Genomic DNA, 16,800 nt, shown 5'->3' on the forward strand with positions numbered 1-16,800 from the left:
CGGGCCGGTACGCACGATCTCGCCGCCGGCGGGCTGGAGCCCCCCGGCGAGGATCTTCATCAGGGTGGACTTGCCCGCGCCGTTGCGGCCGACGAGGCCGACGCGGTCGCCGGGGGCGACGTGGGCGGTGACGCCCGACATGAGGAGGCCGGCGCCGGCGCGCACGGCGATGTCACGGAAGGTCAGCATGGGATCTCGCTCCGGAACTGCTAGAGGACACACGGGTGGCGGGGAGGCGTGTGTCCTGGCTAGGAGGTACGGGGCGTAGACATGCCGTCAGTGTACGGACGGGCCGCGACGGCCCGCCACGCGATTTTCGTCAGCGGTGCCCGTGCACCGCCCGGTCCGCGCCGGCGAGGATGGCGCCGTACTGGATGGCCACCAGGTGCCGGATCGGGATCGTCTCGTCGGCCGCGCCCGCCTCGGCCTCCGCGCACCACCGGCCGTACGTCCGCGCCAGCTCCCGCGCGCCGCCACGGACGGCCCGGGTGCCGTTGCCCACGGCCAGCTCGCGTTCGTCCAGCAGGCTCGCCGAGCGGGTCCTGCGCGTGCTCGGCGAGACCTCGGCCGGGCCCGCGGCGGTCGCCACCGACGAGCAGGTACGCAGCCGCGTCGCCCTGTACGACCTGGCCGAGCGCGGCGGCGTGGCCGTCGCGCAGCTGCTGCTCCCGGTACGCCGCATGCTCGACTCCGACAGGACCCAGTCCACCACGCACGCCGTCACCCTGCTGGCCTACCTGGACGCGTTCGGCGAGGCGGCCAGGGCGGCGGCCGAGCTGTCGGTGCACGAGAACACGCCGCGTCACCGGGTGCGCCGGCTGCAGGAGCTGTTCGAGGTGGATCTGGCCGACCCGGCCGAGCGGCTGGTGATCTGGCCTGCTGCGGCTGCGCGGCGAGCTGTAGCGCGCCACGAGCGGCGAGCTGTAGCGCCCTACAAACGGCACGCAGGCGGCGCGCTGTGGCCGCCCACAACGGGTGGCGGGTGAGATGTCCGGTTTCGACGATGAGGGCGCTCGGCCCCGGCCTCCAGCGTTCCGCCGTCCGGGTGCTCGTTCCATCCGCGCTGCTTCATGGCGGAGGACTCCTGCGCGCGCTCGGCGCCCGTGCGTGAGCCCGTCGCCGGGGCCGGGCACCTGGTCTCCTGCCACCTGGCCCGCCGCCCCGGTCCCTGAGGCCGGGCGCCCGGTCCTTACGCGTGGCGGGCCCGCGATTCCCGCGTACCCCTGTGAAATACCAGGTTTCGGTAAAGCCCCGTCTCTTCTATCTTTACCGTGACCGAAGGTCGCGAAGGAGATGTGGACTGTGAAGAGACTTGTCGAACGTACTCCCCTGCGAGCAGGCGTCGTCGCGGCGGTCGCTCTGGCCGGTGGCCTGATCACCACCACCCCGGCCGGCGCTGCCCCCACGGCCGGCCTGAGCGCGGCCACTTCGGTGACCGTCCAGGCCGAGACCGCCGCGCTCGCCCGGCCGTCGAACGGCCGGATCCTCTACCACCGCATCGGCGGCGGCGTGAACCAGCTCAAGATCAGGAACGGCACGTCGCGGGACGGCGTCGTCGCCCTGGTCAGGGGCAGCACCAAGGCGATCAGCATCTACGTCCGCGCCAAGTCCACCGCGACCGTCAGGGACGTCAGGGACGGCACGTACCGGATCTACTTCACCACCGGCTCCCGGTTCAGCGTCTCCAAGGGCAGGTTCGCCCGCAACGCCGTCTACCAGCGCTTCAACGACCGGCTGCGGTTCCGCTCTCCCGGCACGCGCTACACCATCTACACCCTGACCCTGCACCCGGTCCGCGGCGGCAAGGCACGCACCAGCGGCGTCAACCCGAAGGACTTCCCGGCGTAGCAGTTGTCCCGCGCAGGAAACCTGCCGGCCGCCGGTGCGCTGCACGCCGCCGGCGGCCTTGGGCCGGACCCGGAAGGCCGGACTCGTTGACGGGCCGGCCGAGCGGTTCCTCGGACCATGGCGGGCAGCGGCGCGTTCGCCGCGTCGGCCACGCAGGCGTCCTCGCCGGGGTCCTTCGGCCCGCTCACAGCGGTCACCATCCAGCCGTACAACACCCCCGACCGCACCGCCCCCTTCGATGGCGACCAGCGTGGCCACACCGACCATCGCGCGCTCTGACCACGCACGGGCCGCGCTGTCCGCCCCGAAGGCGGACAGATGATGAGTTTCGACGCCTTGATCCTCGTCACCGTGGGCGCCAAGAGCGGAGCCGAGCGCAGGAACCCGGTCGGCTGGTTGGGGGCAAGGTCGCGTTATGTCGGTAATGCCGTACACTGCGGCAAATGCTTCTGGCCCCCGCCCGGCTGGCCTGGCTGGACGCCCTGCGGGGACCGGCAGCGCTGGCCGTCACCATGCACCACGCCGGATGGACGTTCATCCCGGGCGTCTGGGCGGAGGTGGATCGCAGGATCGATCTCGGCACGTGGGGCGTGTTCGTGTTCTTCCTGGTCAGCGGCTACATCATCCCCGCCTCCCTGGAACGCCGCGGCGACCTGCGCGCCTTCTGGACCGGCCGGGCCTTCCGGCTCCTGCCGCTGCTCCTGACCGCGTTCTGCCTGGCGTTCCTGCTCCTGGCGGCCGGGTCGCTCCCGTCACCTCCGGGGCTCGGCGAGCGGCCGCCGCTGCTCGTCGCGCTGGGCAACCTGACGATGACGCAGGAATTACTGAACCTGCCCGCGGTCATCAGCGTCACCTGGACGCTCTCGTACGAAATGGCTTTCTACCTGCTGTGCGTGGCGTTGTTCGCGGTGCGGCAGGCGCACAGGTCGGCGACGATCTCGATCGTGCTGGCGCTGCTGGCCGTACCGCTCGGGCTGCTGCTGCCGAGGGCCGGCATCGGCGGTGGCGCCGATCTGACCGCCGCGCTGCTCGGCCTCGCCGTCGTCGCCGCCATCGCCCTGACCATGCTGGGACGCGGCGCCGCGCGTACGGCGGGCGCGGTCGCGGGCGGCCTGCTGGGGCTGGCGCTGGTGATCCTGGGCAGCAGGGGCGGCACCTGGCAGGGGGTGATCATCCTGGCGACGATGTTCGCGGGGACGGCGGTGTACCGGGCGGAGCAGGGGACGATCTCCCGGCCGGCCGCCACGGTCGCGGTGGCCGCGGCGCTCGGCTGCGGGCTGCCCGCCAAGGGCGACCCCGCATGGGCGCCGGCGATCGTGCTGGCCTTCGGCGCGTTCGCGCTGGCGTACGCGCTGCGCCGGCGCCGCTTCCCGCGCTGGCTGGCGGGCCTCGGCGTGATCAGCTTCTCCGTCTACCTGCTGCATCCCCTGCTGCTGTACGCGAGCCCGAACCTGCCGGTCTTCTTCCTCATCCTGATCCCGCTCAGCCTGCTGACTCATCGCGTGATCGAGCTGCCCGCCCAGCGGCTCGGCAAGCGGCTCAGCTCAAGCCATCGCGGAGATCCGGCCAACGCCTGACGCACTGCCTGACCCGTCGCGTCCGTGAGCGCCGGCCTACGCTGAGCAGTCGTTCAGGTGCGGGCGCCCTTGCCGCTCAGGTAGCCGACGACCATCTCGCCGACCATGCGCCGCTGCCTGGCCCGATGCTCGGCGGCGGTCATGTCGCGCCCGAACAGCGCGCCGAACGTGTGCTGGTTGGCCACCCTGAACACGCAGAACGCGCTGATCATCATGTGCACGTCGATCGCGTCGGCCTCGGTGACGAAGTCGCCCGACGCCTGGCCCGCGTCCAGGATGCGCTCGATGAGGTCGAGCACCGGTGTGCCCAGGTTGGCCAGCACCTCGGACTTGCGGATGTGCTCGGCGCGGTGCACGTTCTCGATCGCCACGAGCTGGATGAACTCGCGGTGCGCGTCGTGGTGGTCGAAGGTCAGCTCGGCCAGCGTGCGGATGGCCTCGACCGGCGCCAGGTGCTCCACGTCCACCGTGCGCTCCGCCGCGCGCACCTCGGCGTACACCTTCTCCAGCACCGCGATGTAGAGCCGCTCCTTGCTGCCGAAGTAGTAGTAGATCATCCGTTTGGTGGTGCGCATGCGGGCCGCGATCTCGTCGACCCGCGCGCCCGCGTAGCCCTCGCGGGCGAACTCGCGCTGCGCGACCTCGAGGATCTCCGCTTTGGTACGGTCGGCGTCCCGCTGGCGTTCGGCGGCGGCGGGGGGCGAGGTCATTGGCTCATCATAGATCCGCCCGCGGACCCGACGGCGAGCCGGCCGGGGGCGTCGGCCCCGTTCGCCCAGCTCAGGCTTCCTGCTCCAGCTCGGTCAGCACGCGCTGGGCGACGGCGAACGCGGCGTTGGCGGCCGGGACCCCACAGTAGACGGCGCTCTGCAGCAGCACCTCGCCGATCTCGTCGGGGGTGAGCCCGTTGCGCACGGCCGCGCGCACGTGCATGGCCAGCTCGTCGAGGTGCCCGCGGGCGACCAGCGCGGCGAGCGTGACGCAGCTGCGGGTACGGCGGTCGAGCCCGGGACGGGTCCAGATCTCGCCCCAGGCGTAGCGGGTGATGAAATCCTGGAAGTCCCTGGTGAAATCGGTCGTCCGGGCCACGGCGCGGTCGACGTGGGCGTCGCCGAGCACCTCGCGTCGTACCCGCATGCCGGTGGCGGTGGGGAGGTGGGCGAGGAGGGCCTGGGTGACGCGGGCCGGCTGGTCGACGTTCGCCAGGTGGGCGGCGGCAGGGAGCTCCACGAGGGTGGCGCCGGGGATGCCGTCGGCCAGCTCCCTGGCGTGCGGCGGCGGCGTCGCCGGGTCCTCGCGACCGGCCACGATCAGGGTGGGCACGGTGATGCCGGCCAGCTCGGCGCGCAGGTCGTAGGCGCCCAGCGCGTCGCAGCAGGCGGCGTAGCCGGCGGGGTCGGTGGTGGCCAGGTCGTCGAGGAGCCCGCGGTCCGGTGTCTGTGCGAACCAGCGGCCGGGGGCGGTTCGCAGCAGTGGTGCGGTGCCCTGGGCACGTACCAGGGCGGCTCGTTCGTGCCACGCCCGTGGGTCGCCGAAGCGGGCGCTTGAGCAGATCATGGTCAGGGAACGCAGCCGTCCCGGATGCCGGACCGCGAGGGTGGCGCCGATCGCGCCGCCGATCGAGACCCCCGCGTAGTGGAAGCCGTCCATGCCCTCGGCGGCGGCCGCCTCCAGGACCAGCTCCGCCAGGTCGTCGACGGTGCTCGCCTTGGCGTCGGCGGGCGAGTCGCCGTGACCGGGCAGGTCGTACCTGAGCACCCTGAAGGTGCGGGCGAGCGCCTGGAGCTGCGGCTGCCACAGGCGGGTGGAGGTGCCGAGCGACGGTCCGAGGATGAGCGGCTGCCCCTGCTCGGGGCCGTCCAGCCGGTAGTGCAGCATCAGTGAGGTGCCTCGTCCTGGTCGTGGGTGGGAGGGTGCTGGATTGAGAGAGCGCGATCCACGAGGGCGGGGGCAGGGGCGGCGTCGCCGGTGACGGTCAGGTTGGCGCGCATGCGCTCCGGGTGTACGCGGAGGCCGGCGACCAGTTCGGCGGCGTCCCTCGCGGCGCCCGCGACCAGGCGCAACGCCTCGCGCAACGGCTGCCATTCGGCGTGCCAGGCGCCGGAGGGGCGCTCGTCCTCGGCGGCGAGCGAGCCGTACAGGATGGCGGCGAGCGCGGGCACCTGGCGGGCCGCGGCGGCGATCATCGTGGCCCGGACGGGGTTGTGCTTGTGCGGCATGGACGACGAGCCGCCGCCGACGCCCTCGGAGAGCTCGCCGATCTCGGTACGCGACAGGACCAGCACGTCGGCCGCCGGCTTGCCCAGCGCCCCCGCGGTGAACGCCAGCGCCCCGGCCAGGTCGGCGATCGGCGTGCGCAGGACGTGCCAGGGCAGCGGCGGCTCGGCCAGCCCCACCTCGGCCGCGAACCGCCCCGGCAACCGCAACGCCACCTCCACCGCCTGCGCCCCTGGGCCAGGGGGCTGGAAAGCGGCGAGGGTGCCCGCCGCGCCGCCGAGCTGGGCAGGGAGGGTCCGGCGGGCGGCGGTGAGGCGGGTGCGGGCGTCGGTGGCCAGCCGGTGCCAGCCCGCCGCCTTCAGCCCGAACGTCGTGGGTACGGCCTGCTGGGTGAGCGTCCTGGCGGCCATCGGGGTCTCGCGGTGCTCGGTGGCCAGCGCGGCGAGCCGGTCGGTCGTCCGTTCCAGATCGGCCAGTACGGGCCCCAGCGCGCGGTGTGCGACGAGCATGAGAGCCGTGTCCACGATGTCCTGACTTGTCGCACCACGATGGACGTACTCCCCGAAAGGGGCGGCCGCCGTGCGGAGGTCCGCCACGAGGGGGATGACGGGGTTGCCGCCGGAGCGCGCCCGCACCACCAGATCCTCCAGACAGAACGCCTCCGCGCGGGCCGCGGCCGTCACCGCGTCCGCCGCCTCGGGCGGAACGAGCCCGAGCGCCGCCTGCGCCCGGGCCAGCGCGGCCTCGGCGTCCAGCATCGCCTGCAGCACGGCGGCGTCGCCGGTCGCCTCGGCCCCGCCTCGCATCGGCGAGAGCAGCCCGAGATCCGCCCCCGCAGGCGCGGAGGCCACGTCGCGCCCCGCGCCCGGTGGGCCGGGGTCAGCCGAAGTCAAGGAAGACCGTCTCCTTCTCTCCCTGGAGGTGGATGTCGAATCGGCGTACCCCTTCCCGCTCCTCCACCGCCACCAGCGTCCGGCCGCGCTCCGGCGGCAGCGAGTCGAGGAAGGCGTCCCGGCCGAGGTAGATGCGCGTGTAGAGATGGCGCAGCAGCCCGCGCGCGAACACGCACACGCTGATGTACCCGTTCGCCGGCTCCACCGTACGCAACGTCCAGTGCCCGTCCCGATCGGTGGCGACGCGGCCGAAGCCGGTGAAGGTGACGCCGTCGCGGCCGAGCACGGCGGCACTGGTCGGGTCGCGGCGCAGCGTGCCGGGCGCCCCGCGCACCCGTCCCTGCTCGTCGGCCTGCCAGAACTCCAGCAGCGCGTCCGGCACGGGCTCCCCCGCGCCGTCGTAGACGTAGCCGTGCACGGCGATCCCGCCGAGCGCGATGTCGCCGCCGCCGGGGAAGGGCAGCGCGTACCCGTAGAACGGGCCCACGGTCTGTGAAGGGGTCGGGTTCATCGGCCTTCCTCCATCCAGGTCGCGGAAGGACCGTCGAGGACGATGTCCCACCGGTAGCCGAGCGAGAATTCCGGCACCGACAGCTCGTGCGCGTACGACGCGACCAGCCGCTGCCTGGCGCTCTCGTCGGTCACCGACTGCAGGATCGGGTCGTACGCGAACAGCGGATCCCCCGGAAAGTACATCTGGGTGACGAGCCGCTGCGTGAACGAGGTCCCGAACAGCGAGAAGTGGATGTGCGCGGGCCGCCAGGCGTTGACGTGGTTGCGCCACGGATAGGCGCCGGGCTTGATCGTGGTGAAGCGGTAGGAGCCGTCGTCGCCGGTCAGGCAGCGGCCGACGCCGGTGAAGTTCGGGTCGAGCGGCGCGGGGTGGTCGTCGCGCTGGTGCAGGTAACGTCCTGAGGCGTTGGCCTGCCAGATCTCCACGAGCTGGTTGCGCACCGGCCGCCCCTCGCGGTCGAGCACGCGCCCCTGTACGGTGATCCGCTCCCCCAGCGGCTCGCTCATGTGCTGCTTGGTGAGGTCGCTGTCCATGGGCGTCACGTCGGTGACGCCGAAGACGGGCCCCGACAGTTCGACGGCCTCGGGGTCCTTGATGGGCACCAGCGGCTGCCGGGGATGGCGGAGCAGGGTGCTGCGGTAGGGGGCGTAGTCGCGTGCGGGGTGGTCGGCCGCCGCGCCCGCGAGCGCGGCGATCTCCTGGTCGATGTCGGACTGCTGGAGGGGTTCAGACATTCCGCTACCTTTCGAGTACGACGGCCAGCCCTTGACCGACGCCGATGCAGAGGCAGGCGAGCCCGGTGCCCGAGCCGGCGGCGGCCAGCCGGTGGGCCACCGCGCCGGTCACGCGGGCTCCCGAGGCGCCGAGCGGGTGGCCGATGGCGATGGCGCCGCCGTCGGGGTTGACGATGGCCGGGTCGAGGTCGGGCAGTTCGGCCAGGCAGCCGAGCACCTGCGCGGCGAACGCCTCGTTCAGCTCGGCCGTGGCGAGATCGCCGAGTCGTTGGCCCGCCTTGGCCAGCGCCCTGTTCGCCGCCTCGACGGGGCCGAGCCCGAAGTAACGCGGCTCCAGCGCGCTGACGCCGCTCGCCACGATCCTGGCCAGGGGCTCGCGCCCGCGCAGCCCCGCCTCGTCGGTCAGCAGCAGCGCAGCCGCGCCGTCGTTCAGCGGGGAGGAGTTGCCCGCGGTGACGGTGCCGCCGTCCTTGCGGAAGGCGGGCTTGAGCTTGGCCAGCGCCTCAAGGGAGGTGTCGTGGCGGATGCCCTCGTCGCGGGTGACGGACGCGATCGGGACGATCTCCCGCTCGAAGGACGCCTTGGCCGCCTTCTGGTGGCTGGCCAGCGCGAACGCGTCCTGCTCCGGGCGGGTGATCCCGTGCTTGTCGGCGATCAGCTCCGCGCCCTCGCCGAGCGCGACCGTGTGCTGGGCGGGCATGGCCGGGTTGACCAGCCGCCACCCGAGCGTCGTGGAGACCAGCTCCTGGCCGCCGGCCGGGAACGCGCGTTCGGGCTTGGGCAGCACCCACGGGGCGCGGGTCATCGACTCCACCCCGCCCGCGATCACGGCCGAGGCGTCGCCGAGCGCGATGGCCCGGTATGCCTGGATGACGGCCTCCATGCCGGAGCCGCACAGCCGGTTCACGGTCACGCCCGGCGTGGTGATCGGCAGGCCGCTCAGGATGGCGGCCATGCGGGCGACGTTGCGGTTCTCCTCGCCGGCGCCGTTGGCGTTGCCGAGCACGACCTCGTCCACGGACTCCAGGTCGTTGCGCGTGACCAGGGCCGAGACGACGTGCGCGGCCAGGTCGTCCGGGCGGATCCCGGACAGGGCGCCGCCGTAGCGGCCGAACGGCGTGCGTACGGCGTCGGCGATGTAGACGTCCTTCATGTCGCGATGACCTCCGCGTCGGTACGATCGTGCGTCCTCTGCCCGCTCACGCCCGGACCTCCGCGTCGGTACGGTCACGCAGTTCGTCCAGGCTCACTCCCGGCGCGCGTTCCACGAGCGTGAGCCCCCGGTCGGTGATGTCGAGGACCCCGAGGTCGGTGATGACGCGGTGGACGCATTCCTTCCCCGTCAGCGGCAGCGAGCACTCCTCGACGATCTTCGCGGAGCCGTCCTTGGCGTTGTGCTCCATGATCACGACGACCCTGCGGGCGCCGTGCACGAGGTCCATGGCCCCGCCCATGCCCTTGACGAGCCGGCCGGGCACCATCCAGTTGGCCAGGTCGCCCCGGGCCGAGACCTGCATCGCGCCGAGCACCGCCACGTCGATGTGGCCGCCGCGGATCATGCCGAACGACAGCGAGGAGTCGAAGAACGACGCGCCGGGCAGCACGGTGACGGTCTCCTTGCCGGCGTTGATCAGATCGGGGTCGACCTCGTCCTCGGTCGGGTAGGGGCCGACGCCGAGGATGCCGTTCTCGGAGTGGAGCACCACGTCCACGCCGGGCGGCAGATGGGAGGGGATGCGGGTGGGCAGGCCGATGCCCAGGTTGACGTAGTCGCCGTCACGCAGCTCGGCGGCGGCCCTGGCGACCATCTCGTCACGGGTCCAGCTCATCGGGCGACCTTCGGGGTGATCGTGCGCTTCTCGATGGATTTGTCGGCGGCCTGTTCGGGCGTGAGGACGATGACGCGCTGGACGAAGACGCCGGGCAGGTGGACCTCGTCGGGGTCCAGCTCGGTCAGCTCCTCGACCTCGGCGATCGTGATCCGCCCTGCCATGGCGGCGAGGGGGTTGAAGTTCCTGGCGGCCTTGTGGAAGACGAGGTTGCCGTGCCGGTCTCCCCTGGCCGCGCGGACGAGGGCGAAGTCGGTGCGGATGCCGTGTTCGAGCACGTACTCGCGGCCGTCGAACTCGCGCACCTCCTTGGCCGGCGAGGCGAGCGCGACGCTGCCGTCGGGGTTGTGGCGCAGCGGCAGGCCGCCATCGGCGATGGGCGTGCCGACGCCCGCCGGGGTGTAGAAGGCGGGGATGCCGCTGCCGCCCGCGCGCAGCCGCTCGGCCAGGCTGCCCTGCGGGGTGAGCTCGACCGTCAGCTCGCCGGCCAGGTATTGCCGGGCGAACTCCTTGTTGTCGCCGATGTAGGAGGCGGTGACGTGGGCGATGCGCCCGGCCGCCAGCAGGACGCCCAGGCCGCCGCCGTCCACCCCGCAGTTGTTGGACACGACGCCGATGCGGCGCACGCCCGTGTCGTAGAGGGCCTGGATCAGCACGTTGGGGATGCCGCTGAGGCCGAAGCCGCCGACGGCGAACGACGCTCCGTCGTGCACGCCGGCCAGCGCCTCCGCGGCCGTGGCGAGCACTTTGTCTCTCCGCACGACGCTCCGATCGACACGTGTTCGCTGTGCGAACTTTTGTTCACTAAAGTATCCCTGTCAGTATCTGTACGGGTGGCGCGCCTGTCAAAGGTCGTCCCTGAACGTCTCGGCGACCCGGAACCGGCGGAGGAACCCATGGAGCAGGCGTCGGAGCGGCCCGCGGAAGCCGCGGGGACGCTGGAGCGCGGGCTGGCCGTGCTGCGCGCCGTGGCCGCCGACCCGGCGCGGCCCGCCCGCGCGACGGACCTGGCCCGCGCGACCGGCCTGGCCAGGTCCACGGTCGACCGGGTCGTCAGCACCCTCGTCCACCTCGGCTACCTGCGCGTGGACGGCCGCGACGTGCGGCTCGCGCCGCGCCTGATGGAGCTGGGCGAGGCGTACCTGGCCGGCGACGGGCTGGGCGACGCCCTCGCCCCGCCGGCCGTGCGGCTGGCCGAGGAGCTGGACGAGTCCGTGTCGCTGGCCGTGCGGGACGGCGACAGGGTGCGTTTCGTCGTGCAGGTCACCCGGCGGCGGACCATGTCGGTCAGCTTCCGCGTGGGCGACGTGCTGCCGGTCGATCGCTGCGCGGCCGGGCTGGCGCTGCTCGCTCCGGACGCGCCGTGGGCCGAGGACGACCAGCTCATCGAGCCGGGGCTGATCGCGGTGGCGGTGCCCGTACGGGACGGTTCCGGCGCCGCGGTCTGCGCGATCAGCGTCGTGAGCCACACCAGCAGGCACACGGCGGCCGGGCTGCGCGACCACTGCCTGCCCGCGCTGCGCCGGACGGTCGAGGAGATGGAGGCGATCCTGCGCGACTGCTCACCCCTACCTCTGCCTCCAGCGCATCTCGAATGGGCTGTGGACGGTGCCGCCAAGCGGGAGCTGGGCATGGGGTTCCTGCAGTCGCTGGCGCGCGGGCTCGCCGTGCTGGTCGCGCTCGGGTCGGCGCGCGGCGGGCTGACGCTCGCGGACTGCGCCAAGGTCACGGGCCTGCCCCGCGCGACCGTACGGCGCGCGGTGCAGACCCTGGAGCGCCTCGGTTACGCCACCGCCGCCGGCGGCCGGTTCACGCTGCTCCCCCGCGTGCTGGAGTTCGGGTACGCCCACCTGTCCGGGCTGACGTTCGGCGAGATCGTCCAGCCGCACCTGGCCGATCTGGCGGCCCGGGTGCGCGAGTCCGCGTCGGTGGCGGTGCTGTCGGGCGACGACGTGGTGTACGTGGCCAGGGTCCAGACCGTGAGCCTCATGAGCGTCAACCTCACCGTGGGCACCCGGCTGCCCGCGTACGCGACCTCCATGGGGCGGGTGCTCCTCGCCGAGCTGCCCGAGGAGCGGCTGGCGTCGATCGTGCCGCGCCGCCTGGCGGCCAGGACCGTCACCTCGCGCTCCGAGCTGCGGGCACTGCTGCGCCGGGCGGCGGCGGACGGGTACGCGCTGGTGGACCAGGAGCTGGAGGAGGGCGTGCGGTCGATCGCGGTGCCCGTACGGGACCGGACCGGGCGCGCCGTCGCGGCCGTGAACGTCGCCACCCACGCCGGCCGCGCCACCCCCGCCGCCCTCATGAACGACGTGCTGCCCGCCCTCAGGGAGACTGCCGCCAGGATGGAGGCCGATCTGGCCTACACGCGGGCGTCGGTGGACGGGTGAAGCTCAGGAGAACGTGATCGGCGGACCGCCGCCGGGCGGCTGTCCGCTGGCTAGAATCCGGGGCATGAAAGCCGCAGTGCGCGCCAGATACGGCCCGCCGGACGTGGTGAGCATCGCTGAAGTGGATCGGCCGGTCGTCAAGGACGGCGACGTGCTCGTCAAGGTGCACGCGACGACGGTCAACCGCACGGACTGCGCGGCACGCGCGGCCAAGCCCTTCATCTGGAGATTCATCACCGGCCTCGTCACGCCGAAGGTGCCCGTCCTCGGCACCGAGTTCGCGGGCGAGGTCGAGGCGGTGGGCCGTGACGTGACCGCCGTCAAGCCCGGCGACCGGGTCTTCGGCTACAACGACGACGGGTTCGGGGCCCACGCTCAATACATGACGGCCTCGCCGAAGGTCGCGCTGGCGCTCGTCCCCGAGGGGCTGTCGTACGAGGAGGTCGTGGCCGGCACCGAGGGGTCGCACTACGCGCTCAGCCTCCTCAGGTCGGCGCGGATCACCGCGGGGAAGAGCGTGCTCGTGTACGGCGCGACCGGCGCCATCGGCTCGGCGGCGGTGCAGTTGCTGAAGAACGAGGGCGCCGACGTGACCGCCGTCTGCGCCACCGAGCACCTCGACCTGGTCGCCGAGCTGGGCGCCGACCGGGTCGTGGACTACACGACCACCGACTTCACCAAGGACGAGCGCGCCTACGACGCCGTCCTCGACGCCGTCGGCAAGACCACGTTCGGGCGGTGCCGGCGGCTGCTCAAGCCACGCGGGATCTTCGTCGCCTCCGACGTGGGGCCCGGGTCGCAGAACCTGTTCTTGGCGCTCGTCACCCCGCTGCTGGGCGGCAGGCGGGTGCACTTCCCCATTCCCAAGGACGATCCGGGGATGGCGCGGTACTTCAAGGAGCTGATCGAGGCGGGGAAGTTCCGGCCGGTGATCGACAGGCGGTACCCGCTGGACGAGATCCTCGAAGCCCACCGCTACGTCGAGTCGGGGCGGAAGGTCGGCAACGTGGTGATCACCGTGTCGCATCCCGAGGAACCCGCCTCCTGAGCCCTGTGCCGCGCGGGTGGTGCGGCGGGGCCGGCGGTTCAGCGGCGCGGGACCGGCAGGAGCGCCAGGTGGTCGCTGGTGACCAGGTCGAACCTGAGGGCGAGCGAGACCAGCGCGTGACGCTGCCAGTCGGCCTTGCCCTCGCCGCTCTGCGGGCTCTTGACGTGCAGCTTCTTCTCGGCCAGGTAGCCGATGTGAAACCCGATCGCGGTACGGCTCAGCCCCAGGTCGGGCAGCCGTTCCATGATCTCGGGGACCGTCGGGATGCGCGAGGTCGAGGGGTCGCGCAGGCGCGGCTCGCACAGCGCGACCAGGATGCGGAAGTATTTGGCGTTCTGGTCGAGGGGGTAGGCGACCTGCGTGACCGCCCCGCTGTCCGCGTTGCCGTCCGCGCTGCCCGGCGGCACGTGTACGTGCCGCGGCGCGAACACCAGGAACGACACCGTCCCGTCCAGGGCGGGCAGCATCACCCGGGAGAACTCGAACGGGATCGGCGCCCCCATCCGCCCCGGCGGCACCTTGACGAACTCCCCGCCGCCCTCCGGGTTCTCCACGACGTACGTCTTGGAGGTGCTGAGGTTGGACAGCACCCAGTAGTCGTTCACCGCGCCGATCCGGCCCGCCCGGCGGGAGACGGCGGGGTCGTCGAGCAGGACGTCGACGGGCGCGTTGGGCGCCCCGCGCCCGAAGAACGCCTGCTCCCCGGGCGCGAGTTCCAGCGAGTACGGCCGGTCGTCCGTGGGCGCGGCGGCCATCTGGATCAAGATCGTGCTGTGCGACATCGCGCGTGACCCTACTCGTGCGCTCTTGACGGTGTCCAGAAAGGGCTCTTCGAAGGTGTCCAGGAGGGACCTTCGATGGTGTCCGGAGGGGCTCTTGGAAGGTGTGCGGGAGGGCGTTCGAAGGTGTCCAGGAAGGTCGGACTGGCAACGGCCGGCCGTCCGTCCGGCCGCGGGCGCTCCCGCGGCGCGGCGTCTGGCCGGCCGTTTCCGCCCCCGCGGAAGCCGACCTTCCCGGCATGGCCCCGGTGGTCGCCGGCCATGTGGCTCCCCCTCGACGCCGGTCTCGCCGCCTCGATGATCCCGGCCGGCGACCGTTTCCGTAACCTGGTAGGTGCCAGGGCGCGTGGACGGATCCATGAAGATCGACCATGATGAGGTGGATGACGGCTCCGTTCCACGCGGGCCGCTACCGGATCGAGCAGCTCATCGGGGTCGGGGGTTTCGCCTCCGTATACCTCGCGCACGACGAGGAGTTGCGCTCGTCCGTGGCGGTCAAGATCCTCGCGGACAACTGGTCCCGTCAGGCCGGTGTGCGCGAACGCTTCCTCCAGGAGGCGCGGCTGCTGCGCAGGGCCGACTCCCATCTGCTCGTCCAGGTCTTCGACGTGGGCGAGCTGGAGGACGGGCGACCCTACTTCGTGATGACGTACGCCGACCGCGGCACCCTGGGCGAGCGGCTGACCGGCCCGCCGCTGCCGATCGGCGAGGCGCTGGCCCTGATGGGCGAGATCTGCCAGGCCGTCGCGGTGCTGCACAGCATCGGGGTCGTCCATCGCGACCTGAAACCGTCGAACGTGCTGTTCTGCTCGCGGCCCGGGGGCGGGGAGCGGGTGATGGTGGCCGACCTCGGGATCGCGCGGTCCACCGACCATCTCAGCGGGCTGACGCTGCCCGCGGGGTCGCCGGGCTACCAGGCGCCCGAGCAGCTCCACTTCGACGGGGCGCCGGACGCGCGGGCCGACGTGCACGGGCTCGGCGCGCTGACGTACCGCCTGCTCACCGGCAAGGTCCCGGCCAAGCCGGAGCTGCGCGTGCCGCCCAGCGCGCTGCGGCCCGGGGTGCCTGAGGCGGTCGACGTGGCGGTGATGTCCGCGCTTGAGCCGGACCGGCACGCCCGCTACCCGGACGCCGCCGCCTACGCGGCGGCCCTGGCGTCCCCCACCCCCGTCCTCCCCGCCACGCCGGACGACGAACGGCCGGAGGCAGCGCCCGAACGCGAGCACCCGGACCACCAGCCACCCGGCAACCGGCCGCCCGGGGATGGCCCGCCGAGTGATGGGGCATCCGACGACGGGCTGCCCGGCGACCACTCACCAAGCGACGGCGCTCCCAGTGAGGGCGCACCCGTCGACGGTGGGCGGGCCAGGCAGAGGCGGCGGGCCGCGCTCGTCGGGGGCATCGCCGTGGGAGCCGCGGTCGTGGCCACCGCCACCGCCGTGGGCGTCGCGATGCTCCAGCGGCCCGGCCCGCCCGGCGGCACCCCCTCCCCCGGCGCCACCGCGCCCCCGTCGTCCACCGGCGCGGACACCGGCCGCTGGCTGCGCCCGGGCTCCGACGTCCCAGAGCAGTATCGTGCGCTGATCGTCGAGGCGGGCACGTCCTGCGGCCTGCCGGGCCTGAGCCCGGCGCTGATCGCCGCGATGCTCAAGGCGGAGTCCGGCTTCGACGCCACGCTCTCCGATCCGGAGAACGACGAGTTCGGCATCGCCAGGTGGACGCCCAGAGTGCTGTGGCACTGGCAGCCCGGCGGGACGCGGAGCCCGATGCCGAGGCCGCCGTTCGACGCGCGGCTGTCGATCCGGTCCATGGGCCGGTTCATGTGCCGGCTGGGCCCGCAGGTCGCCGACGTGCCCGGCGATCCGGCGATGAACCTGGCCGCGCTCTTCCGCAGCGGCGTCGACCCCGTCAAGCGCGCCGGCGGCGTACCGCCGAAGTGGCGCGACTACACGGCCAAGGTCGCGCGCTACATGCGCGACTACGATCCTTCGTGAGCCCGCGCCCGGAAGCGCGAGTGCCCTTCATGCGCTTCAGCTCGCTCTATATTGGGCACAGTTGTCCACACACCTTCGCGACACGCTCATCCAAGCTCGCGCGCGGGTTCCCAGCCTTATTGCACTATGCAATGATAAAGACGGCGAACCACCAGGAACGGAGGGGTGGAATGGCAAGCGCCGACCGTACCGGCTTCTCCTGGATCGTCACCCAGCGTGACAACACGGCTGTGCTGAGTCCCGTGGGAGAGCTGGACCTGTCCACGATGGGAGAGTTCCGTGACGGGCTCACCCACGCCATGGAGTGCACCCGGCCGCCCCTCGTGGTGGTCGATCTCCAGGATGTCCCCTTCTGCGACTCCTCGGGGCTGAACACGCTGATCTGGGCCGCCAACACCGTCGAGGCCGCCGGCGGCACCTTCAGCCTGAGCGGGGCCCAGCCGCGGATCACCCGGCTGCTGCGCCTGACCGGTCTCGACAAGCGCTTCTCTCTCTGCGACACCTCGTCCGGCTCCTAGCCGCCCACGGTCGCGGTGCCCCGCGAGGGTGCGGCTGTCCCTACCATCGCCCAGGGCGCGGCCTTCATGGCGTGCTTCGTCGGGCCTGGCCAGACTGATCTTGAAAGTCCGGCCGAGCGCCCGATCGGCTGGAGCAACCCCCATGCGTGTTCAGGTGAACGGCACCTCCCTCTACGTGGACGCCGAAGGCACCGCCCTGGAGCCCGACGGCTACGCGATGCGCGAGAAGCCGACCCTCCTGCTGCCGCACGGCGGCCCCGGGCACGATCACTCGATCTTCAAGCCCGCCTACGGCCGGCTCGCCGACCTGGCCCAGATCGTCTACGTCGACCAGCGCGGCAACGGCCGCAGCCAGGACTCCGACCCGGCCACCTGGAACCTCGACCAGTGGGCCGACGACGTCCGCGCGCTGTGCGACGTGCTCGGCATCGTCAAGCCCATCGTCCTGGGCTGGAGCTT

General features: G+C 72.6%; 19 protein-coding genes and 1 pseudogene. 9 read left to right on the top strand and 11 right to left on the bottom strand.

Translation table 11 applies throughout. The features are described from left to right. Both ABFX54_RS45700 and ABFX54_RS45705 read right to left on the bottom strand, forming a co-directional pair. Positions 1 to 189, bottom strand: a 189-nt coding sequence (locus tag ABFX54_RS45700) for an ATP-binding cassette domain-containing protein (RefSeq protein WP_346113294.1), incomplete at its 3' end; no start/stop codon positions are given. 130 nt (positions 190 to 319) lie between these two features. Next, entirely contained in the window at positions 320 to 502 is a 183-nt protein-coding gene (locus ABFX54_RS45705) for a hypothetical protein (RefSeq protein WP_346113295.1), read from the bottom strand. Here ABFX54_RS45705 and ABFX54_RS45710 point away from each other — a divergent pair. From ABFX54_RS45710 to ABFX54_RS45725, 4 genes are all read left to right on the top strand, one after another. Beyond that, a complete protein-coding gene (locus ABFX54_RS45710; RefSeq protein ID WP_346113296.1) occupies positions 489 to 986 on the top strand; it encodes a PucR family transcriptional regulator in 498 nt (165 codons plus the stop codon). The genes ABFX54_RS45705 and ABFX54_RS45710 overlap by 14 nt on opposite strands. A 316-nt stretch (positions 987 to 1,302) precedes the next feature. After that, positions 1,303 to 1,848, top strand: coding sequence for a hypothetical protein (locus ABFX54_RS45715; protein ID WP_346113297.1), 546 nt, complete (start codon positions 1,303 to 1,305; stop codon positions 1,846 to 1,848). 117 nt (positions 1,849 to 1,965) lie between these two features. After that, positions 1,966 to 2,127 (top strand): hypothetical protein, encoded by a 162-nt coding sequence (locus tag ABFX54_RS45720; RefSeq protein WP_346113298.1) that lies wholly within the window; start codon positions 1,966 to 1,968, stop codon positions 2,125 to 2,127. Between the two features lie 164 nt (positions 2,128 to 2,291). Next, positions 2,292 to 3,425: an acyltransferase family protein gene (locus ABFX54_RS45725; RefSeq protein ID WP_346113299.1), complete on the top strand. Its 1,134-nt coding sequence runs from the start codon at positions 2,292 to 2,294 to the stop codon at positions 3,423 to 3,425. Between the two features lie 53 nt (positions 3,426 to 3,478). Here ABFX54_RS45725 and ABFX54_RS45730 read toward each other — a convergent pair whose 3' ends face one another. From ABFX54_RS45730 to ABFX54_RS45765, 8 genes are all read right to left on the bottom strand, one after another. Next, the gene (locus ABFX54_RS45730) at positions 3,479 to 4,135 is read right to left on the bottom strand and encodes a TetR family transcriptional regulator (RefSeq protein WP_346113301.1); all 657 of its coding nucleotides are present in this window, start codon (positions 4,133 to 4,135) and stop codon (positions 3,479 to 3,481) included. Positions 4,136 to 4,205: 70 nt separating this feature from the next. Next, positions 4,206 to 5,303 (bottom strand): bifunctional 3-oxoadipate enol-lactonase/4-carboxymuconolactone decarboxylase PcaDC, encoded by a 1,098-nt coding sequence (gene pcaDC / locus ABFX54_RS45735; protein WP_346113302.1) that lies wholly within the window; start codon positions 5,301 to 5,303, stop codon positions 4,206 to 4,208. After that, on the bottom strand, positions 5,303 to 6,535 hold the full coding sequence (pcaB, locus tag ABFX54_RS45740) for a 3-carboxy-cis,cis-muconate cycloisomerase (RefSeq protein WP_346113303.1): 1,233 nt from the start codon (positions 6,533 to 6,535) through the stop codon (positions 5,303 to 5,305). The genes pcaDC and pcaB overlap by 1 nt, the downstream gene beginning before the upstream one ends. Continuing rightward, positions 6,522 to 7,046, bottom strand: coding sequence for a dioxygenase family protein (locus tag ABFX54_RS45745; protein ID WP_346113304.1), 525 nt, complete (start codon positions 7,044 to 7,046; stop codon positions 6,522 to 6,524). Before ABFX54_RS45745 ends, pcaB begins: the two co-directional genes overlap by 14 nt. Then, a complete protein-coding gene (gene pcaH, locus ABFX54_RS45750) occupies positions 7,043 to 7,783 on the bottom strand; it encodes a protocatechuate 3,4-dioxygenase subunit beta (protein WP_346113305.1) in 741 nt (246 codons plus the stop codon). Before pcaH ends, ABFX54_RS45745 begins: the two co-directional genes overlap by 4 nt. A gap of 4 nt (positions 7,784 to 7,787) precedes the next feature. Beyond that, positions 7,788 to 8,936 (bottom strand): thiolase family protein, encoded by a 1,149-nt coding sequence (locus ABFX54_RS45755; RefSeq protein WP_346113307.1) that lies wholly within the window; start codon positions 8,934 to 8,936, stop codon positions 7,788 to 7,790. 46 nt (positions 8,937 to 8,982) lie between these two features. After that, complete coding sequence (locus ABFX54_RS45760) at positions 8,983 to 9,612, bottom strand: CoA transferase subunit B (RefSeq protein WP_346113308.1); 630 nt, start codon at positions 9,610 to 9,612, stop codon at positions 8,983 to 8,985. Beyond that, a complete protein-coding gene (locus ABFX54_RS45765) occupies positions 9,609 to 10,373 on the bottom strand; it encodes a CoA transferase subunit A (protein ID WP_346113309.1) in 765 nt (254 codons plus the stop codon). Before ABFX54_RS45765 ends, ABFX54_RS45760 begins: the two co-directional genes overlap by 4 nt. Before the next feature lie 135 nt (positions 10,374 to 10,508). Here ABFX54_RS45765 and ABFX54_RS45770 point away from each other — a divergent pair, with 135 nt between their 5' ends. Together ABFX54_RS45770 and ABFX54_RS45775 are read left to right on the top strand one after the other, a co-directional pair. After that, complete coding sequence (locus ABFX54_RS45770; protein WP_346113310.1) at positions 10,509 to 12,002, top strand: IclR family transcriptional regulator domain-containing protein; 1,494 nt, start codon at positions 10,509 to 10,511, stop codon at positions 12,000 to 12,002. Between the two features lie 64 nt (positions 12,003 to 12,066). Beyond that, complete coding sequence (locus tag ABFX54_RS45775) at positions 12,067 to 13,050, top strand: NAD(P)-dependent alcohol dehydrogenase (RefSeq protein ID WP_346113311.1); 984 nt, start codon at positions 12,067 to 12,069, stop codon at positions 13,048 to 13,050. A 38-nt stretch (positions 13,051 to 13,088) separates the two neighbouring features. Here ABFX54_RS45775 and ABFX54_RS45780 read toward each other — a convergent pair whose 3' ends face one another. Next, positions 13,089 to 13,832, bottom strand: a complete 744-nt coding sequence (locus tag ABFX54_RS45780; RefSeq protein WP_346113312.1) for an FHA domain-containing protein — start codon at positions 13,830 to 13,832, stop codon at positions 13,089 to 13,091. Between the two features lie 380 nt (positions 13,833 to 14,212). On the opposite strand from ABFX54_RS45780, the gene ABFX54_RS45785 reads away from it, so the two are divergent. The 3 genes and pseudogenes from ABFX54_RS45785 to ABFX54_RS57260 all read left to right on the top strand — a co-directional run. Further along, positions 14,213 to 15,823, top strand: coding sequence for a serine/threonine-protein kinase (locus ABFX54_RS45785; RefSeq protein ID WP_346113313.1), 1,611 nt, complete (start codon positions 14,213 to 14,215; stop codon positions 15,821 to 15,823). A gap of 170 nt (positions 15,824 to 15,993) precedes the next feature. Continuing rightward, on the top strand, positions 15,994 to 16,341 hold the full coding sequence (locus ABFX54_RS45790) for an STAS domain-containing protein (RefSeq protein WP_346113314.1): 348 nt from the start codon (positions 15,994 to 15,996) through the stop codon (positions 16,339 to 16,341). A 217-nt stretch (positions 16,342 to 16,558) separates the two neighbouring features. Next, positions 16,559 to 16,798, top strand: a pseudogene (locus ABFX54_RS57260) (alpha/beta fold hydrolase); the annotation flags it as partial. Between the last annotated feature and the right edge of the window lie 2 nt (positions 16,799 to 16,800).

This window comes from Nonomuraea maheshkhaliensis (genome assembly GCF_039529435.1).
Taxonomy (GTDB): domain Bacteria; phylum Actinomycetota; class Actinomycetes; order Streptosporangiales; family Streptosporangiaceae; genus Nonomuraea; species Nonomuraea maheshkhaliensis.